Origin of the sequence: Bradyrhizobium sp. CCGE-LA001, from assembly GCF_000296215.2 — a bacterium.
Taxonomy (GTDB): Bacteria; Pseudomonadota; Alphaproteobacteria; order Rhizobiales; family Xanthobacteraceae; genus Bradyrhizobium.
In genome coordinates this window covers 6,622,075-6,642,508 of record NZ_CP013949.1, presented here as the reverse complement: position 1 = coordinate 6,642,508, position 20,434 = coordinate 6,622,075, and the positions used below count along the sequence as shown (strand labels likewise).

19 protein-coding genes and 1 pseudogene are annotated in these 20,434 nt (G+C 57.9%); 9 read left to right on the top strand and 11 right to left on the bottom strand.

Annotated elements, in window-relative coordinates; all coding sequences use genetic code 11:
* Positions 1-735 precede the first annotated feature (735 nt).
* The 3 genes from BCCGELA001_RS30430 to BCCGELA001_RS30425 are packed head-to-tail and all read right to left on the bottom strand — an operon-like array spanning position 736 to position 1,849.
* Complete coding sequence (locus BCCGELA001_RS30430; RefSeq protein WP_083543460.1) at positions 736-1,449, bottom strand: DNA methyltransferase; 714 nt, start codon at positions 1,447-1,449, stop codon at positions 736-738.
* Positions 1,446-1,592: a hypothetical protein gene (locus BCCGELA001_RS38045; protein WP_158511656.1), complete on the bottom strand. Its 147-nt coding sequence runs from the start codon at positions 1,590-1,592 to the stop codon at positions 1,446-1,448. Before BCCGELA001_RS38045 ends, BCCGELA001_RS30430 begins: the two co-directional genes overlap by 4 nt.
* A 56-nt stretch (positions 1,593-1,648) precedes the next feature.
* On the bottom strand, positions 1,649-1,849 hold the full coding sequence (locus BCCGELA001_RS30425) for a hypothetical protein (protein ID WP_008545318.1): 201 nt from the start codon (positions 1,847-1,849) through the stop codon (positions 1,649-1,651).
* Between the two features lie 369 nt (positions 1,850-2,218).
* Here BCCGELA001_RS30425 and BCCGELA001_RS30420 point away from each other — a divergent pair, with 369 nt between their 5' ends.
* Positions 2,219-3,088, top strand: a complete 870-nt coding sequence (locus tag BCCGELA001_RS30420; protein WP_008545316.1) for an HNH endonuclease — start codon at positions 2,219-2,221, stop codon at positions 3,086-3,088.
* Between the two features lie 233 nt (positions 3,089-3,321).
* Here BCCGELA001_RS30420 and BCCGELA001_RS30415 read toward each other — a convergent pair whose 3' ends face one another.
* The 6 genes from BCCGELA001_RS30415 to BCCGELA001_RS30395 all read right to left on the bottom strand — a co-directional run bounded on the left by BCCGELA001_RS30415 (position 3,322) and on the right by BCCGELA001_RS30395 (position 7,255).
* Positions 3,322-4,251, bottom strand: coding sequence for a hypothetical protein (locus BCCGELA001_RS30415; protein WP_144441572.1), 930 nt, complete (start codon positions 4,249-4,251; stop codon positions 3,322-3,324).
* A 97-nt stretch (positions 4,252-4,348) separates the two neighbouring features.
* A complete protein-coding gene (locus BCCGELA001_RS30410; protein ID WP_060736986.1) occupies positions 4,349-4,594 on the bottom strand; it encodes a hypothetical protein in 246 nt (81 codons plus the stop codon).
* Positions 4,560-4,970: a DUF6527 family protein gene (locus BCCGELA001_RS39560; protein ID WP_442855159.1), complete on the bottom strand. Its 411-nt coding sequence runs from the start codon at positions 4,968-4,970 to the stop codon at positions 4,560-4,562. Before BCCGELA001_RS39560 ends, BCCGELA001_RS30410 begins: the two co-directional genes overlap by 35 nt.
* A complete protein-coding gene (locus BCCGELA001_RS30405; protein WP_060736985.1) occupies positions 4,967-6,376 on the bottom strand; it encodes a ThiF family adenylyltransferase in 1,410 nt (469 codons plus the stop codon). The genes BCCGELA001_RS39560 and BCCGELA001_RS30405 overlap by 4 nt, the downstream gene beginning before the upstream one ends.
* A complete protein-coding gene (locus BCCGELA001_RS30400) occupies positions 6,373-6,750 on the bottom strand; it encodes an E2/UBC family protein (protein ID WP_060736984.1) in 378 nt (125 codons plus the stop codon). The genes BCCGELA001_RS30405 and BCCGELA001_RS30400 overlap by 4 nt, the downstream gene beginning before the upstream one ends.
* Entirely contained in the window at positions 6,728-7,255 is a 528-nt protein-coding gene (locus BCCGELA001_RS30395; protein ID WP_083543459.1) for a multiubiquitin domain-containing protein, read from the bottom strand. Before BCCGELA001_RS30395 ends, BCCGELA001_RS30400 begins: the two co-directional genes overlap by 23 nt.
* A gap of 112 nt (positions 7,256-7,367) precedes the next feature.
* On the opposite strand from BCCGELA001_RS30395, the gene BCCGELA001_RS30390 reads away from it, so the two are divergent.
* Entirely contained in the window at positions 7,368-8,477 is a 1,110-nt protein-coding gene (locus BCCGELA001_RS30390; RefSeq protein ID WP_008545302.1) for an AAA family ATPase, read from the top strand.
* A 180-nt stretch (positions 8,478-8,657) separates the two neighbouring features.
* Complete coding sequence (locus tag BCCGELA001_RS30385; RefSeq protein WP_236840783.1) at positions 8,658-10,721, top strand: S8 family peptidase; 2,064 nt, start codon at positions 8,658-8,660, stop codon at positions 10,719-10,721.
* 46 nt (positions 10,722-10,767) lie between these two features.
* Here BCCGELA001_RS30385 and BCCGELA001_RS30380 read toward each other — a convergent pair whose 3' ends face one another.
* A complete protein-coding gene (locus tag BCCGELA001_RS30380; RefSeq protein ID WP_008545298.1) occupies positions 10,768-13,086 on the bottom strand; it encodes a DNA methyltransferase in 2,319 nt (772 codons plus the stop codon).
* 180 nt (positions 13,087-13,266) lie between these two features.
* On the opposite strand from BCCGELA001_RS30380, the gene BCCGELA001_RS39095 reads away from it, so the two are divergent.
* Positions 13,267-13,551, top strand: coding sequence for a DUF2958 domain-containing protein (locus BCCGELA001_RS39095; protein ID WP_442855158.1), 285 nt, complete (start codon positions 13,267-13,269; stop codon positions 13,549-13,551).
* Positions 13,552-13,611: 60 nt separating this feature from the next.
* Here the strand turns inward: BCCGELA001_RS39095 and BCCGELA001_RS30370 are convergent, their stop codons facing one another.
* On the bottom strand, positions 13,612-14,004 hold the full coding sequence (locus BCCGELA001_RS30370) for an avidin/streptavidin family protein (protein ID WP_008545294.1): 393 nt from the start codon (positions 14,002-14,004) through the stop codon (positions 13,612-13,614).
* A gap of 676 nt (positions 14,005-14,680) precedes the next feature.
* Between BCCGELA001_RS30370 and BCCGELA001_RS38040 the strand changes: the two genes are divergently transcribed.
* From BCCGELA001_RS38040 to BCCGELA001_RS30345, 5 genes and pseudogenes are all read left to right on the top strand, one after another.
* Positions 14,681-14,821: a hypothetical protein gene (locus BCCGELA001_RS38040; protein ID WP_158511654.1), complete on the top strand. Its 141-nt coding sequence runs from the start codon at positions 14,681-14,683 to the stop codon at positions 14,819-14,821.
* Between the two features lie 3 nt (positions 14,822-14,824).
* Positions 14,825-15,301: a hypothetical protein gene (locus BCCGELA001_RS30365; RefSeq protein ID WP_060736982.1), complete on the top strand. Its 477-nt coding sequence runs from the start codon at positions 14,825-14,827 to the stop codon at positions 15,299-15,301.
* Positions 15,298-15,726, top strand: a complete 429-nt coding sequence (locus BCCGELA001_RS30360; RefSeq protein ID WP_060736981.1) for a hypothetical protein — start codon at positions 15,298-15,300, stop codon at positions 15,724-15,726. Before BCCGELA001_RS30365 ends, BCCGELA001_RS30360 begins: the two co-directional genes overlap by 4 nt.
* Entirely contained in the window at positions 15,710-17,374 is a 1,665-nt protein-coding gene (locus tag BCCGELA001_RS36510) for a DEAD/DEAH box helicase (protein ID WP_008545280.1), read from the top strand. The genes BCCGELA001_RS30360 and BCCGELA001_RS36510 overlap by 17 nt, the downstream gene beginning before the upstream one ends.
* A 150-nt stretch (positions 17,375-17,524) precedes the next feature.
* Positions 17,525-19,274: pseudogene (locus tag BCCGELA001_RS30345) on the top strand (ParB/RepB/Spo0J family partition protein); the annotation flags it as partial.
* Positions 19,275-20,434: the final 1,160 nt, after the last annotated feature.

Below are 20,434 nucleotides of genomic sequence, written 5' to 3'. Positions count from 1 at the left end.
TCGGTTGCCCTTGGCAACCTTGCAACAGTGGCTTCTAAGAAGAACGCATGGTGTGCGGCCAGGAGTGAGGTCGCCGACCACCGGTTCAGCGGACATTTATTGTCCGATGTTTTCGCCGGGCTCAAAGCCCCCGGACCCCCGATGTTCTGCTTTGCAGATTGCTGGTGCCAACCTAAAGTCCGACTTCGTCCTAACAGACCCAAATTAATCGTGCTGTTCTACTGGCTGCGGTTTTGGTATCGAGAGAAAAGTTGCCACCGTGGGTGGCAAGACGGCAGAGCCGAGAAGCCGTCAAGGCCGCCGCTCTGGGCCCTGAGCGGCTTTTACGCTGCTGGGTACAGACATTCGCGAGTAGATGACCAGTATCGCCCATCACCGGAGTTCAACAGCACACTAAGCGTCACCGCCTCGACCAGTCCCTTTGATTACGAAATCGATCCGTCACCTTATTGGCCGCCTGAGCCGCGAGAGGAGCCAGCCCTTTCGCCCGAAAGCAAGCAGGAAAAGCGCGAAGCCATCGCTCATGCGATGCTCATCGTCTTACCTTGTTGGATATTTCATAAGACCGATGCAGACCCGTGGCCGTCAGTCTTGCATGGCCACCACAACGAGCGCCCGTTGAAACGGATGCAATCAGCGGATTTATCTACAGCATCCATACGCGGCAGCACGTTCAGACCCTCCGTCCGAGGGAATTGACGAGGATCCAGACGGCATTGATGAACAGCAAGGACTTTAGCGCACGAGCGCGCCTCCTGATTGGTCCTGCCTAAATGCATGCCGAGCCCGTGATGCCGAGCCGTTGGGCTCACTGCAAGCAGTACGCATCCTGGCGGTCTCGCAATGCTGCGCATCAAGTTCGATGCCTGCGTACGCACGGCCTGACAATTGCGCCGCGACTAGGGTCGAGCCGGACCCGCAGAAGGGGGCGAGCACGAGCCCTCGCGCAGGACAGAATGCTTCAATAAGCGGCTGCAAGACCTTGATTGGCTTCTGAGTCGGATGAAGCCGGTTACCCGTGTAGTGCCAATCGCGGACATCGTCGATCGGCCGCAACGGACGGGCTGGCTCGCCCTTGGCGAGCAGGTAGGCCTGCTCGTGCTTAATCTGCTCGAAGCGCGACGACGAAGCGTAGCGCTTGGTGAAGACGATATGGCCCACCATGCGGAATCCCGCAGAGCGCCAGGCGCCGATGAACTTGTCGGCGGCATTCCAGCCGTAGAAGCTCAGGCATAGTGAGCCGGGCTTAAGCACGCGGTGCATCTCGGCGAAGGATGGCTCCAGCCAGCCGTCGCGGTCGTCGTTGGCGATGGTTTGGCCATCGCGCGAACGGTACCGGCAGAGATATGGCGGGTCGGTGAGGATGAAATCCACCGAGGCGGATTGCATCCGACGCATCACGTTGACGCAGTCGCCATGGACAACGGAGTTACGAAGGAGGGCGCTCATTGCAGCACTTCCAGTCCGAGGACGCTGGCGTCCCAGTCTACGGCGCTGACACCGCTGGAATTCAGCTCGTCCGGGCCAATGAGGTCGTTGATGGCAACCGCCTTGGTGATAGCGGCTTCCTTGCTGTCGGCAAGAACGATCATGTCGTGAGTCTCCCAATCGTGGAGTCGGACGCGGTAGCGCCGCGTAGCGGCGGGGCTCATCGCCCCGCCTCCGCGTCGGCCTTCGGTTCGCGAACCACGAGGCGGCCGTTCAAGGGCAGGCAGCTTAGCTGCATGTTGAAGCCCTTGCCGTCTTGGTGTTCGAATGCTGCACCGATCCGGGTCCAGAAGGCGTTGTCACCTTCTCCTTCGACCACATAAACCGCATGCGGCGCGATCTTCTTTTCATTGCGTTTCATCTTACGTTCTCCCGTTTGGTTTTACCGGCTGCGCCAATCGCGGCCGGACGGGAAATCTCAGGAGACGAGGAGATAGCAGGCGCGCAATGGAGGGTCCGACCCAGGGCTCCCTCCGGGATACGGTTGGATGCCTTGCGCGCATGCGCCTCGGCGCCATTTTCCCCGTCCGCCTGGCCGTGCGTTGGGGATAGCCGCACCACGGGAGTACGCCTGAGACGCAATAGAACCGCGTCAAAATGAGTTTGTCGGATTCGGGGTGGAAGGGGGGCGCCTGCCGAAACTGGAAGAAGCGGTGATTGGCCGAGGAAGCCGGGGGCAGTACAACGTACGCGAGCATGTTATAGGAATTGGCCCAGAGAGGGAGGACCGATGGCGAAGAAGGCGGAGATCGGCAAGTGCGTCCACTGCCTCAAGGACGGCGTCGAGCTAACATCGGATCATATGTTTCCGAAGTCATGGTATCCGGAAACGACGGCCGAGAACCTTGAGAAGTGGCAGTTTCCGTGCTGCCGCGTTTGCAATCAACGCTACAGCAAGATCGAAGATGACTTGCTGAACCGGCTCGCGCTTGTGCTGGATGCCAAGCACCCGGCGTCGCAGGGACTTGTCGACGCAGCACTGAGAGCAATAGATCCGAACGCGGGTAGGGACGAAAAGGATGCTGCGGCCCGCGCGGCAAGACGCAGGAAAATTCTGGCCGACACATTCAAGGGTGAAAAAATGCCCGACGATCAGGTCATGCATGGTCTGGGCGAGCGTTGGGGACGCGACAAAGCTGAACAGATGGCCATCCAGATCCCGCGTGCGGGTCTTGATGCCATGACCGAGAAAATCGTTCGCGGATTGGTTTACCGCGAAGACGGGCGCTTTATTGAGGGTTCATACAAGATAGCGACTTACCTCGATGGCCCGGGCGCCGAAATTGCCAGACAGATAATACAGAAGGCCGGGAAGGCCTATAAGCGCGAGCCTGGACTAGAGATAATCCGTGCAGTAGTCGACGGCGACCAGCATACCGCAATCTACGAGATAACGTTTTGGCAGCAGTTCAAAACATATGCGACAGTGCGGAGTGGTAGGCATGATTACCCCGAAGGGTATCTTCCCTTAGACAGGAATGAACCGGTTAAAGCGGGTGATCTATGGTGTCATCAGGGAGAGGTGCACCGGCAGTGGCTTCCTGCGAAGCTGTTTGGAAAACAGCTATCGAACAACGACTATTGCAGGAAGGCTGTCTAACTCAAACCACTCCGTGACACGGTTGCATGTCGTTTAGCTTGCGTGCACCAAAAAAAGGGAGTCGCAGCGACCCGCGTTTCGCACCTTCAGCCAAAGGCTCTTGCGCAACGCGGCAAAGCAAGCTCGGAGTGCCGAGACCGGTTAACAACGGCACCCGGGAACGCATCAGTGTTAGCGGTGCCGAAGGCAGATGCTTTCCCGAGTGCCTCCGGCGAGGGACCCATGTTGGGACCCTAGGCTGGGCTGTGACGCACGCCTGCAATCAGGGAACGACCTTCGCCGAGACGAGAATCGGCATCGGAAAAAGCTCTTCTTAAGTGCTGGACGTGATAGCCGCGCATGTGCAGCTTCATACCCGGGACTGTCGGTTCAAACCACTTGAAGGTGCGGTTTAGGGTTATGGCGAAGTCTTCACACGCCGCTAGGGTCCCATGAATGATGAGGTTTAGAACCGGTGCCAGTGGCGCCAATCCGTTCGCGACGACTTCCGTCTCGCGCCAGATATTGATATCGCGAAAAGAACCCAAGCTGTTGGTTATGAAGAACCCAGTCTCGCCGTGGAAGATAGTCTGAACGCGATGACCTCTATGGACGAGATCATCCCTGAATTGCCGGATCTTGAGAAACATGGGCGCGTGGCCTTCGTAACACTCCGCCAACGGCAAGGGCAGTCCATATTTTTTGGTGATTTCCTCGGCCGCCCGCGGTTTGTTGCCGTGCAATGCCATGTCGGCAAAACTCTTCGCGAGCTCCTTCTTTTTGACGGTCGTATCAATGAGAAGAATCGTTTCCCAAAGGCTCTTTATTACCTCTTGCAACAAATCGAAGACGCTTCGGCAAATGAATAGTATGTACTCCACCTCAGTAGCGGCTAACCGGCTTGAACCGTGCGCCGCCGTAGAGGAGGAATGAAAAATCGGTAACTTGGCGAGTGAGGCAGACAGGTTGAAGATATCGTCGCCGATTGCAGAGAACTGCCTCATAACCGAAAGCGTATTCGCCGATTGCGCTATGAAGTTGAGAAACTCGCTGCAAATGTCGTTCTCGTTCTCAGGTATGGCGGAAAAGTAGAACGACTCGGCAGGCCATGCATGAACCTTGACGAAGCGGTCGGCATCCTCTGTCCGCAGCCACGTGTGCCAATCAGCGGCTTCATAGAACATTGTGCTCGCCAGAAAGCGGTTCTGTAGATCAGCTTTCGTTAGGTATGGGATGTCCGATAGCGGTCCTATCTCGCCAAAGTTCATGCTGCCACCAAGCTTAGCCTTTCGACTTGCGTGGGTCCGCGCTACGGGGAAAGGTGCGTTCTTCCTGGTAGCGACCCGAGAGTTTCTCGATTTTGACCGATCCGCCTTGCGTACCAAGGGCGCGCGCCAAGGCGCCACCGGCAGTGGCGACGGCCTTTGTGTCGAACCACTTCACCAACTGATGCGTCTTATCTTGCCGCAGCTCCCAGCGGTCGCGGCTATCGTTATGAGAGAGGGTGTATTTTGGAAGTTTGGTCATTGTATCTCCTATCGTTAAGCGAACGTAAACTACCGGTCCACTCGACATTACCGCGCCGTATCCAAAAGTGAGATAGGCAGCCTGCAAGCTGGTGTACGGACGGCATGACGGTTGGCCGTTGAAGCCAATCGACAACGACGGTCCACGATGGCCGCCGGTCCGTTTGTAAAGAAAGGGCAATTTTCTGGTTGCACCCACATGGGCATTTGAAGCACGCCCATTTGGTGAAACTGCCCGTCCTGACGATGACAAAGTCGTCATCGGATAGTTCTGAAACAGACGGATGTTGTTCAGCGTAGCGCGTCAAGTAGCGCGGCTTCGCGATGACACCAAGCCAAACGAGGAAAAGCAGAAGGGTTCTAAGGACTGCGTTCATCCGACCAGATCCAGGAACGGTTCAACATCTGCCATGCCCCAGTAGAGCTTGCTCGCGCAAATAGAGCAGGAATTGCGAGGAGAGGCGGAAGTGGCTCGATCTTCGCAGAAGAGGAAGCGGCGGCGATGCTCGCTGCCCATCTCACGCTTCCGGTAGCCGACGATGCGATTCAGAAGCTCATTCACGGCCATGCAGGCGACTTCAGTCGTGAACGTGACCACTGCGGGATTCGGATTGCCTTCACCGCGGACGTAGGCTTCGCGCTTCTGGCGGTCGTATTCTATGGGATTGCGCCGCCGCAGATCCTCCTCGCGCGCGAGGTCAGTATCTACCACGTCGCGGCAGAGCAGGCAGGTCTCCGGGGGAAGAATTGTCGTCACTCGTGCCGAGATATCCGCCATTCCAACGGCAGGCGGCTTGGCGACTGCCATGGCAAGTCCCATGTCGATGACGGGGATAAAGTAGAAGTACGCCAGCCGATTGAGGAAAATTCGGCCAGAGTTGTCATCGGTGCAGCAGAAGATGATGTCGCAGGATTTCAGCGCATCCTGAACGTGGGGCGCGTTGGCCCAGCCCTTGAGGGGGACTACGCGAACGCCCAAACCCATCCTGGCGATTTCGCGGGCGGCGACGTCGGCCTTGCTCATCATTGCATCGGCGTCAGATTGGTTCGCCCCGTGGAGGCGGTTTAGATTGGTCGGCTCCACAATGTCGTCGTCCACCACCAAAATCTGGGCGGCGCCAGCGCGCGCAGCCAGCATTGCCGTCGCGCTGCCGGTGCCGCCAGCACCGATAATGCCGACGCGCAGTGCCTTGAGCTGTGACATCAGAGACGGTCCAAAAGCGAGTACTTGACGTGCGAAGACCTCGGAGGCCGGAGAGGGCGCGGTTGGGAAGTGAAACCGGAGCCGCTCACCTAGCACCGCAACCGATTTGCAGTCCTCTTTGTGCTTGGGATACTGCCAAACGCGCGCGCGAATACCGCCGTCGTCATAGAAAAGGATGCTGACGAGTTTTGTTGCAGGTCCGTTGCGATTGCAGGCGGTTCGGAGCAATTCCGCCTCGTTCCTGTCGTCCTGCTCGGAGAAGTCTCTCGGCCCGTGTGGATGGCAGTGAGCAATAGCGAGGACGAGTTCCTCGCGCTGGCAACGCTGCAAGAGTGCAACGAACCCCCCTGTATCCCAGGAGACGTGTTGTCCGCTGGACGAAACACGATGCTCGGCAGCAATCGGCACGATTTCGCGCACCACAAACTTGGTTCGCGAGCGTCGCTCCCAAGGGTCGATCGTGATTTTGCACTCGCGCAATAGCACGTAAGCAGCGCCTTCGACGTCCTTCGTTTCATGAAGGAGATCGCGCAGGTCAGCTTCCTGCTGTTCAATGAAGACGATATTGAAGTTAGTCACGCCGCTGCCTCCAGTGCTGTGTCAATGCGCCGGAGCATTGTCCAGATTCCGTCGACGCCCGGCCGCCACTGATCGTTATGCCGCGACCAGCGCTGCCAGCGGCGGCCCTGATAATCATGGGCCTGATCGGCGGCTCGCGGATACTGCGAAGACCTGGAAAGCTTGATCCAGGGCATCGCGAAGAACATGTCGGGTCGTACGTCGGGATATCCGGGTGGCAGAAGAACCAGGATGTCAGCTTTGGCCTGATCGAAGCGCCCGACGGGAAGGACGTAATCCCGAAAGATCACGCCCTTTTCGCTGCCGTCGACCTCTTCGAACGCGAGGCCGCGTTCGGTCAGGTAATTGCGGTCACGAATGGGAAGGACTGCCATGATTGCCCTCCGTGGTGTGTTTCATGACCGTGTAGAAGCGCTCGACGCCCTTCTCGGCAAGGTTCGCGGGATGACCGGCTAGCACTTCCTTGTCGGGCTGGTTCTTGAACTCCTGCCAGACCGAGAATTGCGTCGGATCTTGACCGGCCAGCTTGAGCAGCACTTCACGAGTGATGGTTGCCTCCGGCCATTCCTGATCCTTGCCGTCGATCTCGAAGCGGTACTCGCGGTCGCTCTTTGCGACGATGAATCGTTCCGCGCCCGGCTTACGCAGATCGGTCGTCTCATCGAGACGAAGACGCTCAAGGGAGCCATCGGCGAGCCACTCAAGCACTGCGTACTCTTCGGGAGGGCGTCCACCCGCCGCGTCGATGATCTGACGGCCGGTGGGCTCCGGATCGGTCAGCGTCAGGGGGCGGAACTGGAGGTCAGTTCCAGCCACCAGAATCTGAAAACTGCCCGGGTGGGGGTGGCCGTGAGGGTTAATTTCTTGATTTTGCAACATGTTCGTGTCCTTTGTCAGTTTGAATGGGATACTTTACAATAATAGTATGTCACTTGTCAAATAGACAAAATAGGTTTACAAGTATGGACAACTAAAAAAGTGGAGAAACAGCGTGCCCCTCGACCCCAAACACCTCATTGAACTGACGGATGCGGCTCTCTCGGCCGACTACACCCGAGTGCGTCGTATCGCGGGCAACCTCGCGCGCGAGCTTGCAAAGGCTGGCAATGAGGCCGCTGCTAAAGAGTTGAGGGCGCTTGTTCGCAAGCGTGGAGTGCCCCTCAGGGCGTCCGGATACGTGGAGACACTTCCGGTCGACTCAAAATCGCGCCTGCCTCTCGTTGAAGAGCAGTCGTGGCCCGATAATCCGATTTTTCTTAATGAAGCAGGAAATCGAGTATTCCGCGATTTCCTCACGGATGTTCAACACGTCGACGAGCTTAGCGCCAAAGGTCTCGCTTCTCGCCTCAATCTTCTGCTGTCTGGTCCTCCCGGTACGGGCAAGTCCTTGCTCGCCGGTCACATCGCCGCAAGCCTCGGGCGACCATTCTACGTGGTTCGTCTTGATTCCGTGATTACGTCACTACTTGGCGATACCGGCAAGAACATCCGGACGGTCTTCGACTTCGTGCCTTCTAGGAATGCGGTGCTGTTCCTGGACGAAATGGATGCCATCGCCAAGCTTCGGGACGATAGGAACGAGCTCGGTGAGCTCAAGCGGGTGGTAAATACCGTCATTCAGGGTCTCGATTCACTAGATCCGCACGCGGTCGTTGTTGCGGCTACAAACCATGCTCATTTGCTCGACCCAGCTATTTGGCGCCGCTTTCCCTACAAAATCGAATTTGGCCCACCGGAGGTCGAGGTGCGCGCCGACCTTTGGAAGCACTTCCTGTTTGAGGATAAGGACGGCGAGCAAATCGCTGATCCCCTTTCTGTTCTGTCAGAGGGGTTATCCGGCGCCGACATAGAGACAATCGCGCTGACGGCGCGGAGACACGCGCTACTCGACAAGCGGGATATCGACTTTGGAGCGGTTGCGCTGGCCATTCTCAACTTCAGGGCCGGTGGGTCTTCAATGCCGCAACGCACGGCGCTTGAACCGGAGCAGAAGAAGCAACTCGCTCAGGGATTGAAAGAAAAGGTTTCCGCAGCCAATATTGCGCGTTTGCTCGGCGTAACCCGCCAAGCTGTCTATCAATATTTCAAACAGGAGGAATAGCCTGTGGCTGATAGAGCGCCTCCGCTTCTGAACCCGGTTTTAAGCTTGCAGATGGAGCCTAAACCGGAAGCCCCAACCGCGCGCGGCAAGAGCCAGCGAAGCGTCGTGGTTGCGCGGCTCCCAACCCAGCAGCGCGTTCTCTCCTCATCAGCGCGAAGCTTGTACAGCTCGCGGAGTACGTTGCCGTCCTTTGCCGGAACAACGCACCTCGTGGTGCGCATGTTCTCAGAGGACTCATTGGCACCCACCCACACACCCGATGACCTATTTAGCCCGGTCAACGGCTGCCGTCTCGTTGCCCCGTACCGCGGAGGATACCTTATCGAGGCTGATCTGGAGCGGCTCGACCATCTCGCGAGGGCAATCGAGCATCCCGTCAATTACCCCGTCCAGGCCGACATATCCCGCGTTGAAAGCCTTTCGTCGTTCACACCAGCAGACAGGATACGCGGTCGAACGATCGACGACCTTTGGCAAGCGGCCCCCGAGGAGGACGGGGCACGATTATTTGTCGTGTGGCTGGCGCCTTTTCGTACACCTCAAGCCCGAGAGGTCTTGCTTGAACGTGTCGATCTACTTTCGCGGCAACAAATCCTCTTGCCGAGCTTCCCTAGTGTAAGGCTTCTGTCTGGCCCTGACACAACGGGTTCGCGCGATCTGACCTCTCAGCGTCAGTCAGGTATCGCGCGCGCGATGCGGAATTATCGTAACACCGGTGTCGGACGAGGCACCGTTCGTATCGCCTCCCGCGAGGCGCTTGGAGCGCTGCTTGCTTCCGGGGCGTCTTATAGGGTTGACCCCGTCCGCACGGTTCGGGTTGCGGCCCCCGGCGAAGGGACACATCCCGCGATTCCAGTTGACCTGGACAATGCACCGATCGTGGGCGTTGTAGACGGCGGCTTGCATGCGCCAAGTTACGCCCCAGCAGAAGCGTGGCGTGCGCCTAAGCTGGTGACCGATGCAGAGGCCGACCGCAGGCACGGCAGCGCTATCAGCTCGCTAGTTGTTCAAGGCCATGCCTGGAATACAAACCGTCTGCTGCCGGATCTAAATTGCCGTATCGGAACCGTGCAGGCGGTTCCTGCGCGCAACACCAACGCGAGAGTCGACGAACAGGATCTTATTGACCACCTGGCTGCGGCGATGAGGGCACATCCGGAGACGAAAATTTGGAACATCTCGGCAAACCAAGTTGGAGATGATCCCGAGACCGTAAGCCTTCTCGGTCACGAACTGACGGTTTTGAGCCGACACTTCGGCGTTCTGCCGGTCGTCTCGGTCGGTAACGTGGCTGCCTCTGGGGGTACCAGCCCCGAACCGCCAGCAGACTGCGAAGCTGCGATTGTGGTGGGCGGTCGTCAGGCGGATGCAAACGGCGGTCCTGCCGACCCCTGCCCCCGTTGTCTCGGAGGACCGGGACCTGACGGGATGCTCAGGCCGGACGTGTCCTGGTTCTCGCAGCTCCGGATGCTTGGCGGCGTCACTGACGTCGGCAGCAGCTATCCGACCGCACTGGTGTCGTCACTTGCTGCGCACACGTTTGAAAACCTACGAAATCCGACCCCCGATCTCGTCAAAGCACTCTTGGTAAGCGCGAGTGAGCTCGAAGAACATCATCCTCAGTTGGGATGGGGCACACCCTATCACGGCACGATGCCGTGGTCTTGTGCTCCCGGAACCGTTGCACTCACATGGACGGCTCAACTGCTGCCAGGAGTTGCTTACTATTGGACCGGAATCCCAATTCCGCCGGAAATGGTGCACAACGGCAAGCTGCTTGGGCGCGCGACCCTGACTGCGGTACTCAAGCCGGTAGTGTCGCCCTTTGCCGAGACCAACTACTTCGCTACACGGCTGGAGACGTCGCTTCAGCAGCCCGCAAAGAACGGCGAGTGGAAATCCTTGTTGGGCTCGATGATGGAATCGACTCTTCCCGAGAACGATGCGCGCGAGAACCTCAAGAAATGGCAGCCTCTACGGAGGCATTGTCGAGATTTCACGAAGGGAGGCGGCTTGGCCTACTCTGGCAATCAACTGCGCCTCTACGCCCGGGTGTACGCGCGCGACCTGTACCAATTCGGTTGGCAGAGCAACAGCGATGTCGGCGCACAAGAAGTAGCGTTTGTGCTTACCCTGCGTGGGCCGAATGACGAGCCGTCAATCTACAACTCGACGGCTCAGATGTTGGGCAATTTCGTGGAGAGTGCAGTGATCAACCAGGATATTGAAATCAACAACCAATAAATCGGGCGGCGCAAGGTGCCTGCAGCGCAGTCCGGGTTGAAAGATTTCAGAGACTTCTACGGACAATTTGGCAAAGCTTGGCATCGTACACCTGATTGAGAATCTTGCCGTCCAGAAGCATAGCGATGGCGTCTTCAATCGTGGGAAGTTTCAATAGGAACCACTCTTTAGGTTTGAAGGGCTTTCCAAACCGGTCCTTGATTTCAATGTTGAGGCGCGTCTCGGCGAAGAACCTATGAAGTAAGTACTCGAATTTTCCCGTGTTTAGGTCCACCGCGTCGTAGGTTCTAACCGGATGAACTGGTGCAAAGCGGAATGTGGGGTCATCTTTAGCATCCCGAACGCGGTCCTCGAATGAGCCGGTCGTGAACCCAATCTTGAAGAGGCGCCCGTCAAGTTCAGCAATCTCAGACGCGTTAGATAGGCTCTTCACCACGTAAATGCAGCCCGTTATACGACTCGCCGGAGCCGAAACCCTTTCCACTTCAGATGGCGAGCCGAAAAGTGGGCCCGCCTCGGCGCTGGAAATGCGTCGGCCACTCAGATCTTTATAAAGCTCGGTGGCTAGAGATCTGAGAAGATCCTCCCCTTCAGTGCCATTCTCGAGAATAAGGCGAAGACAAGCATTTCGCTTTCCATTGCGGAAGTGAGGGTCGTTTACTTCCGCAACATAGACCATCACACCGTTCAGAATGAAGAACTCACCAGCATTGATCTCTTGCTCATTGGCAAAATTCAAGCTCTTGGGCTTGCCGGAAACCAAATCGCCCACACACTCATCAAACAATGGCTTGAAGCGGTCAAAATCCCGGGCTGGCTTTCGTTCCGATACTTTATCTGGTCGGGCCGCTTTGGTCCGAGCGTGCCTCATCGTAAAGATATCGTCGTTCGGAGAACTCAGCAGGTCGTCATCCATGTCGAGAATCTCATCGACACTTGCGGGCTCTTTCATGCTGGTTGCCACCTCCGCCAATAGACCGTGGCGGTTACTCGGCATGTTGTCGGGATCATATAGCCAGGAAATCGTTTTACCGGGATGCGTCTCGCGCGCGCCGAGCACCTCCACAGCAAGGTCCTCGAGCGACGCCTTCTGTTCGTCTGAGAGCTTCGGGATTGGAAACGTATTATAAACAAGCGTGTTGGAATACCGGGGGTCCATCTTGAATCGTCCGCCTACCGAAGCTCCCCACACATAGTGCAGCCGGGATGAGATGATCGAAAAGATGTACGGGTCGGCATCGTAGACCGCAAAGGCCAGGTCGGAGATGACGCTTCCAGCCTCGATGAAACCGGCTGTGATGTAGAAACGCCGCTCCGACGTATTTTTGGGCACAATGATTGCATCGCTTTCCTTATGCCTCACTTCAGCAAAGCGATGGGGCACCGCGGCGAGCTCAGCCGTACTCTCTCGATCACTGTCTGATCGAGCCGCCCTGACTGCCTCTATGCGAGAGCGGATCGGAGGGATTTCCTCCGCAGCATCCACGTCGCGATCCTCGATCCATAGACACCACCTCTCGGTGCCCTTGGAGAACTCCTGCGAACCATAGAGGCGCTTGAAGAACTTCGTAGCTTCGGGATAGCGAGCCAGTATTTCGTCTTTCTCCGACGCGGACAAAAGGAGATTGCCGCCGTCATTGGCCATGCTGCCGAATGTCATATCCTTCTCGAAGGAAATCGGAGCGCGCCTCTTCGTAACGAAGATATCCTCGCCTTCTACAAGATACGGACTGATGTTTGTTACCCGACGGTGATAAGCATCGCTATACAGAACCTTGTTAGCCTCGGAAATTGATCGAATTCCGACGATCACACACGTCACAGCCGCATTTTTCGCCGCGCTGTTCCGCCACTTGAACGGCTGATGGGCAAATCCGATCTCAAGCTCATTCTTGTAAATGATGGGCCGAAGGAGGGCCACTTGCTCCCCCTGGCAAATAGAGTTTGTTGTAACCAACGCGCACTGCGCTCTGCTTGATTTGCAGTAGTGCGCAGCTTTCACGTACCAGCAGGCGACGTAATCGAGGCTTTTGTAGCTGACTCCGAGAGGCGCGAAGATCTTCGCCATATCAGCCTTCTGTTCCTTCGTTTGATCAGCCCGTCCCAGGTAGGGAGGGTTGCCAACGATATACGTTTCCCGATCATCGGTCAGAGGACAGACCTGCGTCCAGTCGACAAATGCGGCATTGCCGTGGACGATGTTACCGCTTTCGCGTAGCGGGAGAGCCGGAGGTGCCTTGCCAAACGTCGCTTTGAACATTTCGTTCATTTGATACTCGGCAATCCACAGCGATAGCTTCGCGGTTTCGGTTGCGAAGTCGGTGAGCTCGATGCCGTAGAATTGTGTGAGGGCGACCTCCGTCATTGGCAATGTCCATGACGACAGTTACGTCACGATATTCAAGCCGGTTGGCCTCGTCGGGACGCTGGCCGGTATTGGCCATGAAGATCACGTAGTCATGAAGCTGCTCGCAGGCGCGGCGCCAACGCTCGTTGATTGGATTTTCCGCGCGTCGCGAGGTCGCCACCCTACGGAGTCAAAGGCATGAAGCGCTTCGCCCGCGACGTAGGCGTCTGGCTTGGGACCGAGCTCGACTCCGACGGCGACACGCCGTTCGGTCTGGCCGATCTCGGCGAACCCGAACTGGGGTCGTTCAGCCTGGCAGAGATGATGGCAGTCCGCCTGCCATTCGATATGGGAATCGAGCACTCTCTTCGAGGGCATGGTCCCGATTTCGGTCTGGGTCGAGGCCGCGCGGCGGACCGGCGGCATCCGGGAGGCGGAGCCGATCCCCTATGCCGCCGCGCGGGCAAGCGGGAGGGCAAGTGACGCGCCTCTCCATCGTTACCTTGTGATGTCGCCGAAAGAAGAGAGGCAGAGGGCTGCAAACTACCATACGCGCGTGAATATATCTGCGCCCTTCAACTTGCTAGGCTTCCCGTTCTTATCAACGTAGAACAGCGTCCATGACGTGGGCATTTGAGCGCCGTTAGTTTTTCCGACCCAACGAGTAAAGGAATTGCATTGGGCAAAAGTAACAACAAAATACAAGCCAGTTGGACCAACAGCTCCCGATGCAGGATAAGGAATGCCCTGGCACGCAAACCCTTGAGCATGATTTGTGAAAGTCCCTTGTATTGCCCCGTTATTAGCTGACCAAATAAACAGTTCCGAGCCCCGTTCGTTCTTCCAGTATGAGGGAGCAGGAAGCCCCTGCGCCATAACCTCGCCGGAAAGAAACAAGAATTGAGCGATAAGCAAAAGTCCGAGAAATCTCTTCATATTGAGCCCCAAAAGAGTTCGCTTAAAGGTAGCAACTAGATAATGTGCTCGGATGATACAACGACTTACGCAGCTTTTTCTATTTCTAAAATTCCTTCGTACGAACCGTACATGAGCTCGCTCTCCCCAGTCCTACTGTTCTCTTGCAGCGAAATTTTTGGGAAGCTCGGAGTGACGTTCTTCACTCTTATCTTACATTCGGCGCCGGGATGCGGCTTGTATGCGCCAAATCGCGCCGGATCGCGGCGAGGTCGGATATATCAAGCGCCCGCGGAGCTTGGTATCCGAGCAGATGCTCAGCTATTTTGATGTGAGGCCTCTGCCGATGACCGCCATCGTCGGCCGGAATGCTGAGAGCAGAGGACGCAGCGACAAGCCTGACGACTCGCGTCAGGTCCAAGGAATCAGGTCTCCCGCCTCACATCGACATTGTGCCGCCTCCAGCGGCTGGCGGGGTATGGACCATACCGAACATTATTGCCGGGAGATGGACGCTCGCGCGCTTGCCTCCCCAAATTCCGTCGACCGGTCACATTAGCAGATTGCTGAATCAGGTACTGAAGCCCTTGCGGGTGATTCGTTGATGGTTGTAGGCTAGCGATTCGCGCATTGATGGTAGTAGCTGCGCGATTCTCGGCGTCGAACTTGACCGCCGTGTCGGGGCCGGGGGACGAACATGGCAAAGCCGGAGGACGACGCCCGCAAAGCGCTGCTGGACCGGGCGCAAGCGCTTCTCTCCAACGATGCTTCTCCGACTGTCAAGAAAAGCCTCAAAAGCAATCTTGAGCCGCTGGCCGCAACGTTGTTGCTCGAATAGATCGTGGGCGACAAACGCTTCGAGAGTCAGAGTCAGCAGACCGAATATTGGCTCTCGCGATTTTATGAGGGAGTATTCGTCGACGAGCAGCCCGATGCAACGCGGATCTACGAACGCTTCGGGATCAATCTGGCGCGCGCCGGATATCTGGCCCGCCTGCTGCGCGCCCGGCGAGCTTCTCAATGGCGCCAAGCGGCGCGAGCCGAATTGAAGACGCAGCTCGAACGATACAAGGCCCGTGCCGAGGAAGCCAGGAAAGAAGGCCAAGGTCACGTCACCGAGTTCGACGTAAGCCTGTCGCCTGGCGCTGCCGACGAGATGCGTGTCGTCTACGACCGGCTAGCGGCCTTCATGGCCGAGCGCGAACGGCCGAAACCTCCAAAGGCGAAGCCGGGTTTCGGAAATTCCAGATGGTTCGGCGTGCCGGCTGAAACGCTCCTTTCTATCCTTGAGGCAATTGCAACCGGAGATGGCGCATGAATGCAAATCCCTTGGCCACTGTTGGCTTGATGCTGACGCTGGCCGGCCTTGTCGGCAGTTTCTTTAATATTCAGCTCAGCCAATGGCTTCGTGACCTCGTTGCGGTCGCGCAGAAGGTGAAGCTCAACAAGGCGCAAGGCAACGACAACCAACAGAAGGCGATCGTCGAGTGCAAGATCGAGATCGAGAAACTCGCCAATGTCCAAAGCTATGTGATCAACGGACTGGTTCTAGCATTTGTCGTTTTCGTCCTCGTCAACGGTCTTGTCATGATCGAGGCAGCATCCGCGGACCCATTATATCCGCATGTCCATCGCGCTCTCTGGGTATTTCTTTGGTTCTTCATCGCTGTGTCGCTGTGGTTGAGTTTTGACGGTTGGCGCATCGCCAGAGGCATTCGGACGACGCTTGCGCAAAAGCCGTAAACCCATCAAACGTTCGCGTTCGCCGGCGTCGAAATCCAACCCAACGCTTTGGGCCATTGCCAAGGCGCTGTTTGCAAACGACGTTGCGCGTGATCGTGCCTATACGTTGCGGCGTTATCAGGTCGAGACCGCGATCCGCGCAGTTGAAATCGCCCTCGCGGGCCGGAACGCCGGAATTGAACTTCCAACCGGAACCGGCAAAACGCTGATCGCGTGCCTTGTGGCAGCGCTCTGGAAGAAATTGCGCCCCACTAGCCGCGTGCTGCTGATCGTGCCGTCACGCACCCTGGTCGTTCAGCACTTCGATGTGGCGCTCTGGATTGCGAAGAGCCTGATGGTGGACCGGCTGACCGATGACCAGTCCGGCGATCCCGGAGCGCTGCGACGGACGATTCTGCGAAGTGATCTTCTTGTTTCGACGCCTGGAATCCTCGCCGGGGCCGTCGCGCGCGGCATCGCCGATGACGTGATTGCGTCTTTCGATCTCGTGATTGTGGACGAGTTCGATCAGTTCGTTGTCGTTGACGAGACCGATCGAGAAACCGCTGTGCGATATGCCGAGCTCTGGCAACGGCTGGTACGGGAGCTTCCGGCCGCGGCGCGATATCTCGTCAAGTCGGCAACCCTCGGATTTTCGTCGCATCAGCCAAAGCGTCGAGTCATGACCAAAGCCCAGCGACGTTCAGCGTTGATTGGCAAGCTGCTCAACCCTGTGGCGATTACAGTTCCCGAACAGAGTTATGCCGCGGTAATTCCGTTCAAACCAATCCAGATGTCCCGAGTGCACGATGGCAATGTCGCCGTTCTGCTTGAAGCTGTCGACGTCTCGAAAGGCAAAGCCCACCTCCGACTCGATGAGGCAATTGGTCCGGTGGACTACAAAGACGTCGAGCGGCGCGCGCCGCAATTGTGCGAAGGCGCGGCGAATCGTTCGGCTCAGCTTCGTTCGGGAGCGGGTGCGATGCGCTCCATCTTCATTACAAGCCCGGTGCGTCAGGCGTTCTGCAGCATCACCAAACTGATGATGATGCCGCAACATATCCTCGAAGACCTGACGAGGGATCTGGGAGCAGACTTCGGTGACTGCAAGATTAAGACCCGGCGCAACGAGATTGCATATCTGGAAGATGTTCCGATCCTGCGCGATGATCGTGATGACGACCACTTTTACTTCCTGCGTGGCCAAAAGACCGATGCGCTCCAGGCGATCGTGACGGCGCGCGCGAAAGCCAGAGAGCGTGGCGTGCTGTTTCTGCGCACCATCACGCTCCTGGAAGGATTGAAGCCGATCCTGGCGGCCGCGCGCCTTCCGCTGTTCGAACTCACGGGGGAGAAGACTGACCATGAAAGAAAAGTAGCGATCGACCGGTTTCGTAAAAGCACCAACGGTCTGCTTCTCATGACTCGTACTACCGGAGGGCGAGGTCTCGATCTTCCTTTCGCCCACTATGCAGTCTTCTATTCCCCAAAGTCGGATCCGGTGACGATGTGGCAGGAGATGTCGCGCATTCGATCGACTGTATCGACTCCAAAAGATATCCATGTGCTCTGCTACGGCGACAGAGAGGTTTCAGTGCTGCAGCAAGTGGTGAGCGCGCTATTGGCGGAGAATCGGCGGGTGACCTGTTCGCAGATGGATATTCCCTGAACAACAAAAGCCGAATACCGAAATCTCGACGCCAACTCGCGACGCGGCCTGCCGCTGAGAGGGAGAGGAGGGTCGGCGTTTTCCGCGAACGGGTCGGAGGTCGAGAGAGGTCGAGAGAGGGTCTTGGCCGCTCGTTCCGGAGAAACTGATATGGCAAAGGCCGTCCAGAAAATCATGCTGTCCCCTCCGTGCGACATTCCCTTCAACAAACTCGTGCTCAGTCGATCGAACGTCCGTCGTGTGAAGGCCGGCGTCTCCATCGAGGAGCTGGCCGAGGACATCGCCCAGGGTACCTTGCTCCAAAGCCTCAACGTCCGGCCGGTTCTCAGCGCCGAACGCAGTGAGACCGGCATGTTCGGATCCCGGCCGGGAGGCGCCGTTACGGGCATTGGAGCTGTTGGTGAAGCAGAAGCGCCTGGCCAAGAGCGCGCCAGTGCTTTGCGTCGTGCGCGATCTCGCGACCGACGTTCTCGCCGAGGGCGACTCGCTCGCCGAGAACATCCAGCGCGCTCTGCTGGATGCGCTCGACCAGTGCCGCGCGTTCCAGGCGCTGCGCGAGAAGGGCCGGACCGAGGAGGACATTGCCGCTGCATTCTTCACCTCGGTCAACGTGGTGAAGCAGTGCCTGCGCCTTGCCTCCATTTCACCCGCGCTGCACGACGTCTATGCCAAAGACGGCATGACCCTCGAGCAGCTCATGGCCTCTTCCGTGACTGCCGACCACGCCAGGCAATAACAGGTCTGGGAAAGCATGAGTCGCTCCGGCTATGACGAACCCTACCAGATCCGCCGAATTCTGACAGAAGCGACCGCCCGTGCCTCTGACCGACGTGCGCGCTTCGTCGGATTGGACGCCTATGAGCGGGCAGGTGGTGGGATTCTACGAGATCTATTCGAGCACAAGGACGGCGGTTGGCTTCAGGATGTCGCTTTGCTCGATCGTCTTGTTACCGAAAAGCCTAGAGCGGAGGCCGAGACAATCGCCGCCGAAGGCTGGAAGTGGATCGAGGTCGCGATCGACTTCCCTTACGGCCATCCTCGTGGTTTGCGCGAGTTGGACGGTGTGCCCGCTGATCTCACCGCCGAAGAGCAGGCGACCATCGAGGCGCTCAACGCCGAATATGCGAGGCTCGAAGCCGAGTATGACAGCGTGGGCGAGCTGCCCGACGAGGTTGACCAGCGGCTCGGCCAGAGCGAGACGGCGCTCGCCGCCTTCGAGGATCGAGCCGTCATCTATCAGGCGGCCGACATCGCCCGCGCGGGCGTGTTCGTCGGCATGGACACCGAAAGCAGGCTGTCCGTCGATGGCGGCTATGTCCGGCCCGAGGACGAACTGCCCGTGGCAGAACCGGGGCAGAGCAGCGATAGCGAACAAGACGCCGCAGATGATATGGACGGTGCGAAGTCGACGGCGCCGGTCGTCCAGCGCGCGATCATCAGCATCGGTGGGCAGGTTGCGGAGCCCGAGGACGAGGATGAAGACGTGGCCAAGCCGCTGCCGGATCGCCTCCTGACTGAACTGACGGCGGAGCGGACACTGACGCTGCGCGACAAGCTGGCGATCACGCCGTCGGTTGCCTTTCAGGCGGTGCTGCACAAATTCTGCCTCGACGTCTTCTCCCGCTATTCCTCCTACGGGACGGCGATGGAGGTCTTCGTGCGCAACGCCAGCTTCCCGGTGCAGGCGCAGGGGCTGAAGGACACGCCGGCGGCCAAGGCGATCGATGCGCGCCACAAGGCCTGGGAGGAGCGCCTGCCGAAGGACAAGGCCGGCCTCTGGGATTGGCTCACCGGCCTCACGGGGGATGAGCAGGCGGCGCTCTCCGCGCACTGCGCCTCGTTCGGCGTCAACGCGCTCTACGAGAAGGGCGACCGCTACGGTGGCGGCGCCACGCCGCACCCGGACGATCCCACCTCGAGTATTGCTGCTCGCCTCCTAGGACAATCTGTCCGTCGGAAATGCCAAATCGGCTGAGATCGTAGGTGACGATCATGAAGTTTGCCGGCGCGAAGGTGGAATTCTGGCCCATATAGAGCGGGTTTGCGATAGTGCTTCGGGCGGCATCGGCAGCAGGTTGTTTGTAAGCTGTTGTGCGTCCAACCGATGTAGCCGATGCCGATATCTGCAAGCGCCGATCTAGATCAACCCCGCCCCCTGATCAATCGTGTCCGCAGGCCCAGGTATGTTGAACCACAGCCCTTTTTCACGCAGATTGTCGTATCTTGCGAAGGGATCGACGGTCGTTTGCGCTCTTGTCCAAACAGCTCTGCCCGCACGAGCGCGCTTTTCAAAAGGCACTCCACTAGTTGGAGCTGGCGCAGGTGCAGGAGAGCTGATTGTCCGGTCAATCCGGAGCTTTTCAATGCGACCAGTAGCCTTTCGTCTTCTGCTGGCCTGATCCACAGGACGGTCACTGAGATCAACCACGCTCGCCGTTTGCGCCAGTACGGAATAGTCGAACAGGCAGGCCGATAGCGAAACTGCGACTACAAGCCAACGGTGTTTTACCCTGGACTTTAGATTGAAAGAATGAGCCGCCGCCGCAGAGTATCTCCGCGGCAAAGTCCTAAGGAAGAAATCGCTCGCGGCGCAATTCGATTCCATATCTGCCCGCCATAAGTCGATTGCTTGGGCCCGATGGCCAAGACGACGCTCGCAGCGTTGTCGCGCCTAAGGGCGAGGGATGAGCTAGGTCTCGATTGGCCCGACCAGAACTCCTCACCGTGCAGGGCTGTTAGCCTGCGGGGCGATGACCAGGCCGCAACCTTGTTCATGAATGATGCCGGTATGCCGACAGGCGGCCGCAAGCGTTGGCTCGTCAAAATGAAAAACGAGAGCGCCGCGCTGCCAATGGGCAAAAAGCGCTATGGATGTTCACCTTGCCCGCCCATGAGCCAGACTTCGATGAGGCGCTCACCGTAACGAGACCGCGGCGGAATACGCCGAGCTGCGCTTCCAATCAGCTTCCTCAGCTATGGATACGCGCGCTTCGTATTCCGTACCTGAATGTCCGATTACCACCTCAATGTCGCAAATATGACAGAGCTGCCGGAGCAACT

Excerpts from the sequence above, each read along its gene's own strand:
- BCCGELA001_RS30420 (WP_008545316.1), top strand. The coding sequence starts at position 2,219 with ATGGCGAAGAAGGCGGAGATCGGCAAGTGCGTCCACTGCCTCAAGGAC.
- BCCGELA001_RS30400 (WP_060736984.1), bottom strand. The coding sequence starts at position 6,750 with ATGGCAGTCCTTCCCATTCGTGACCGCAATTACCTGACCGAACGCGGC.
- BCCGELA001_RS39095 (WP_442855158.1), top strand. The coding sequence starts at position 13,267 with ATGAAGCGCTTCGCCCGCGACGTAGGCGTCTGGCTTGGGACCGAGCTC.
- BCCGELA001_RS30430 (WP_083543460.1), bottom strand. The coding sequence starts at position 1,449 with ATGAGCGCCCTCCTTCGTAACTCCGTTGTCCATGGCGACTGCGTCAAC.
- BCCGELA001_RS39560 (WP_442855159.1), bottom strand. The coding sequence starts at position 4,970 with ATGAACGCAGTCCTTAGAACCCTTCTGCTTTTCCTCGTTTGGCTTGGT.
- BCCGELA001_RS30360 (WP_060736981.1), top strand. The coding sequence starts at position 15,298 with ATGAATGCAAATCCCTTGGCCACTGTTGGCTTGATGCTGACGCTGGCC.
- BCCGELA001_RS30395 (WP_083543459.1), bottom strand. The coding sequence starts at position 7,255 with ATGTTGCAAAATCAAGAAATTAACCCTCACGGCCACCCCCACCCGGGC.
- BCCGELA001_RS38045 (WP_158511656.1), bottom strand. The coding sequence starts at position 1,592 with ATGATCGTTCTTGCCGACAGCAAGGAAGCCGCTATCACCAAGGCGGTT.
- BCCGELA001_RS30370 (WP_008545294.1), bottom strand. The coding sequence starts at position 14,004 with ATGAAGAGATTTCTCGGACTTTTGCTTATCGCTCAATTCTTGTTTCTT.
- BCCGELA001_RS38040 (WP_158511654.1), top strand. The coding sequence starts at position 14,681 with ATGGCAAAGCCGGAGGACGACGCCCGCAAAGCGCTGCTGGACCGGGCG.
- BCCGELA001_RS30415 (WP_144441572.1), bottom strand. The coding sequence starts at position 4,251 with ATGTTCTATGAAGCCGCTGATTGGCACACGTGGCTGCGGACAGAGGAT.
- BCCGELA001_RS30380 (WP_008545298.1), bottom strand. The coding sequence starts at position 13,086 with ATGACGGAGGTCGCCCTCACACAATTCTACGGCATCGAGCTCACCGAC.
- BCCGELA001_RS30425 (WP_008545318.1), bottom strand. The coding sequence starts at position 1,849 with ATGAAACGCAATGAAAAGAAGATCGCGCCGCATGCGGTTTATGTGGTC.
- BCCGELA001_RS30410 (WP_060736986.1), bottom strand. The coding sequence starts at position 4,594 with ATGACCAAACTTCCAAAATACACCCTCTCTCATAACGATAGCCGCGAC.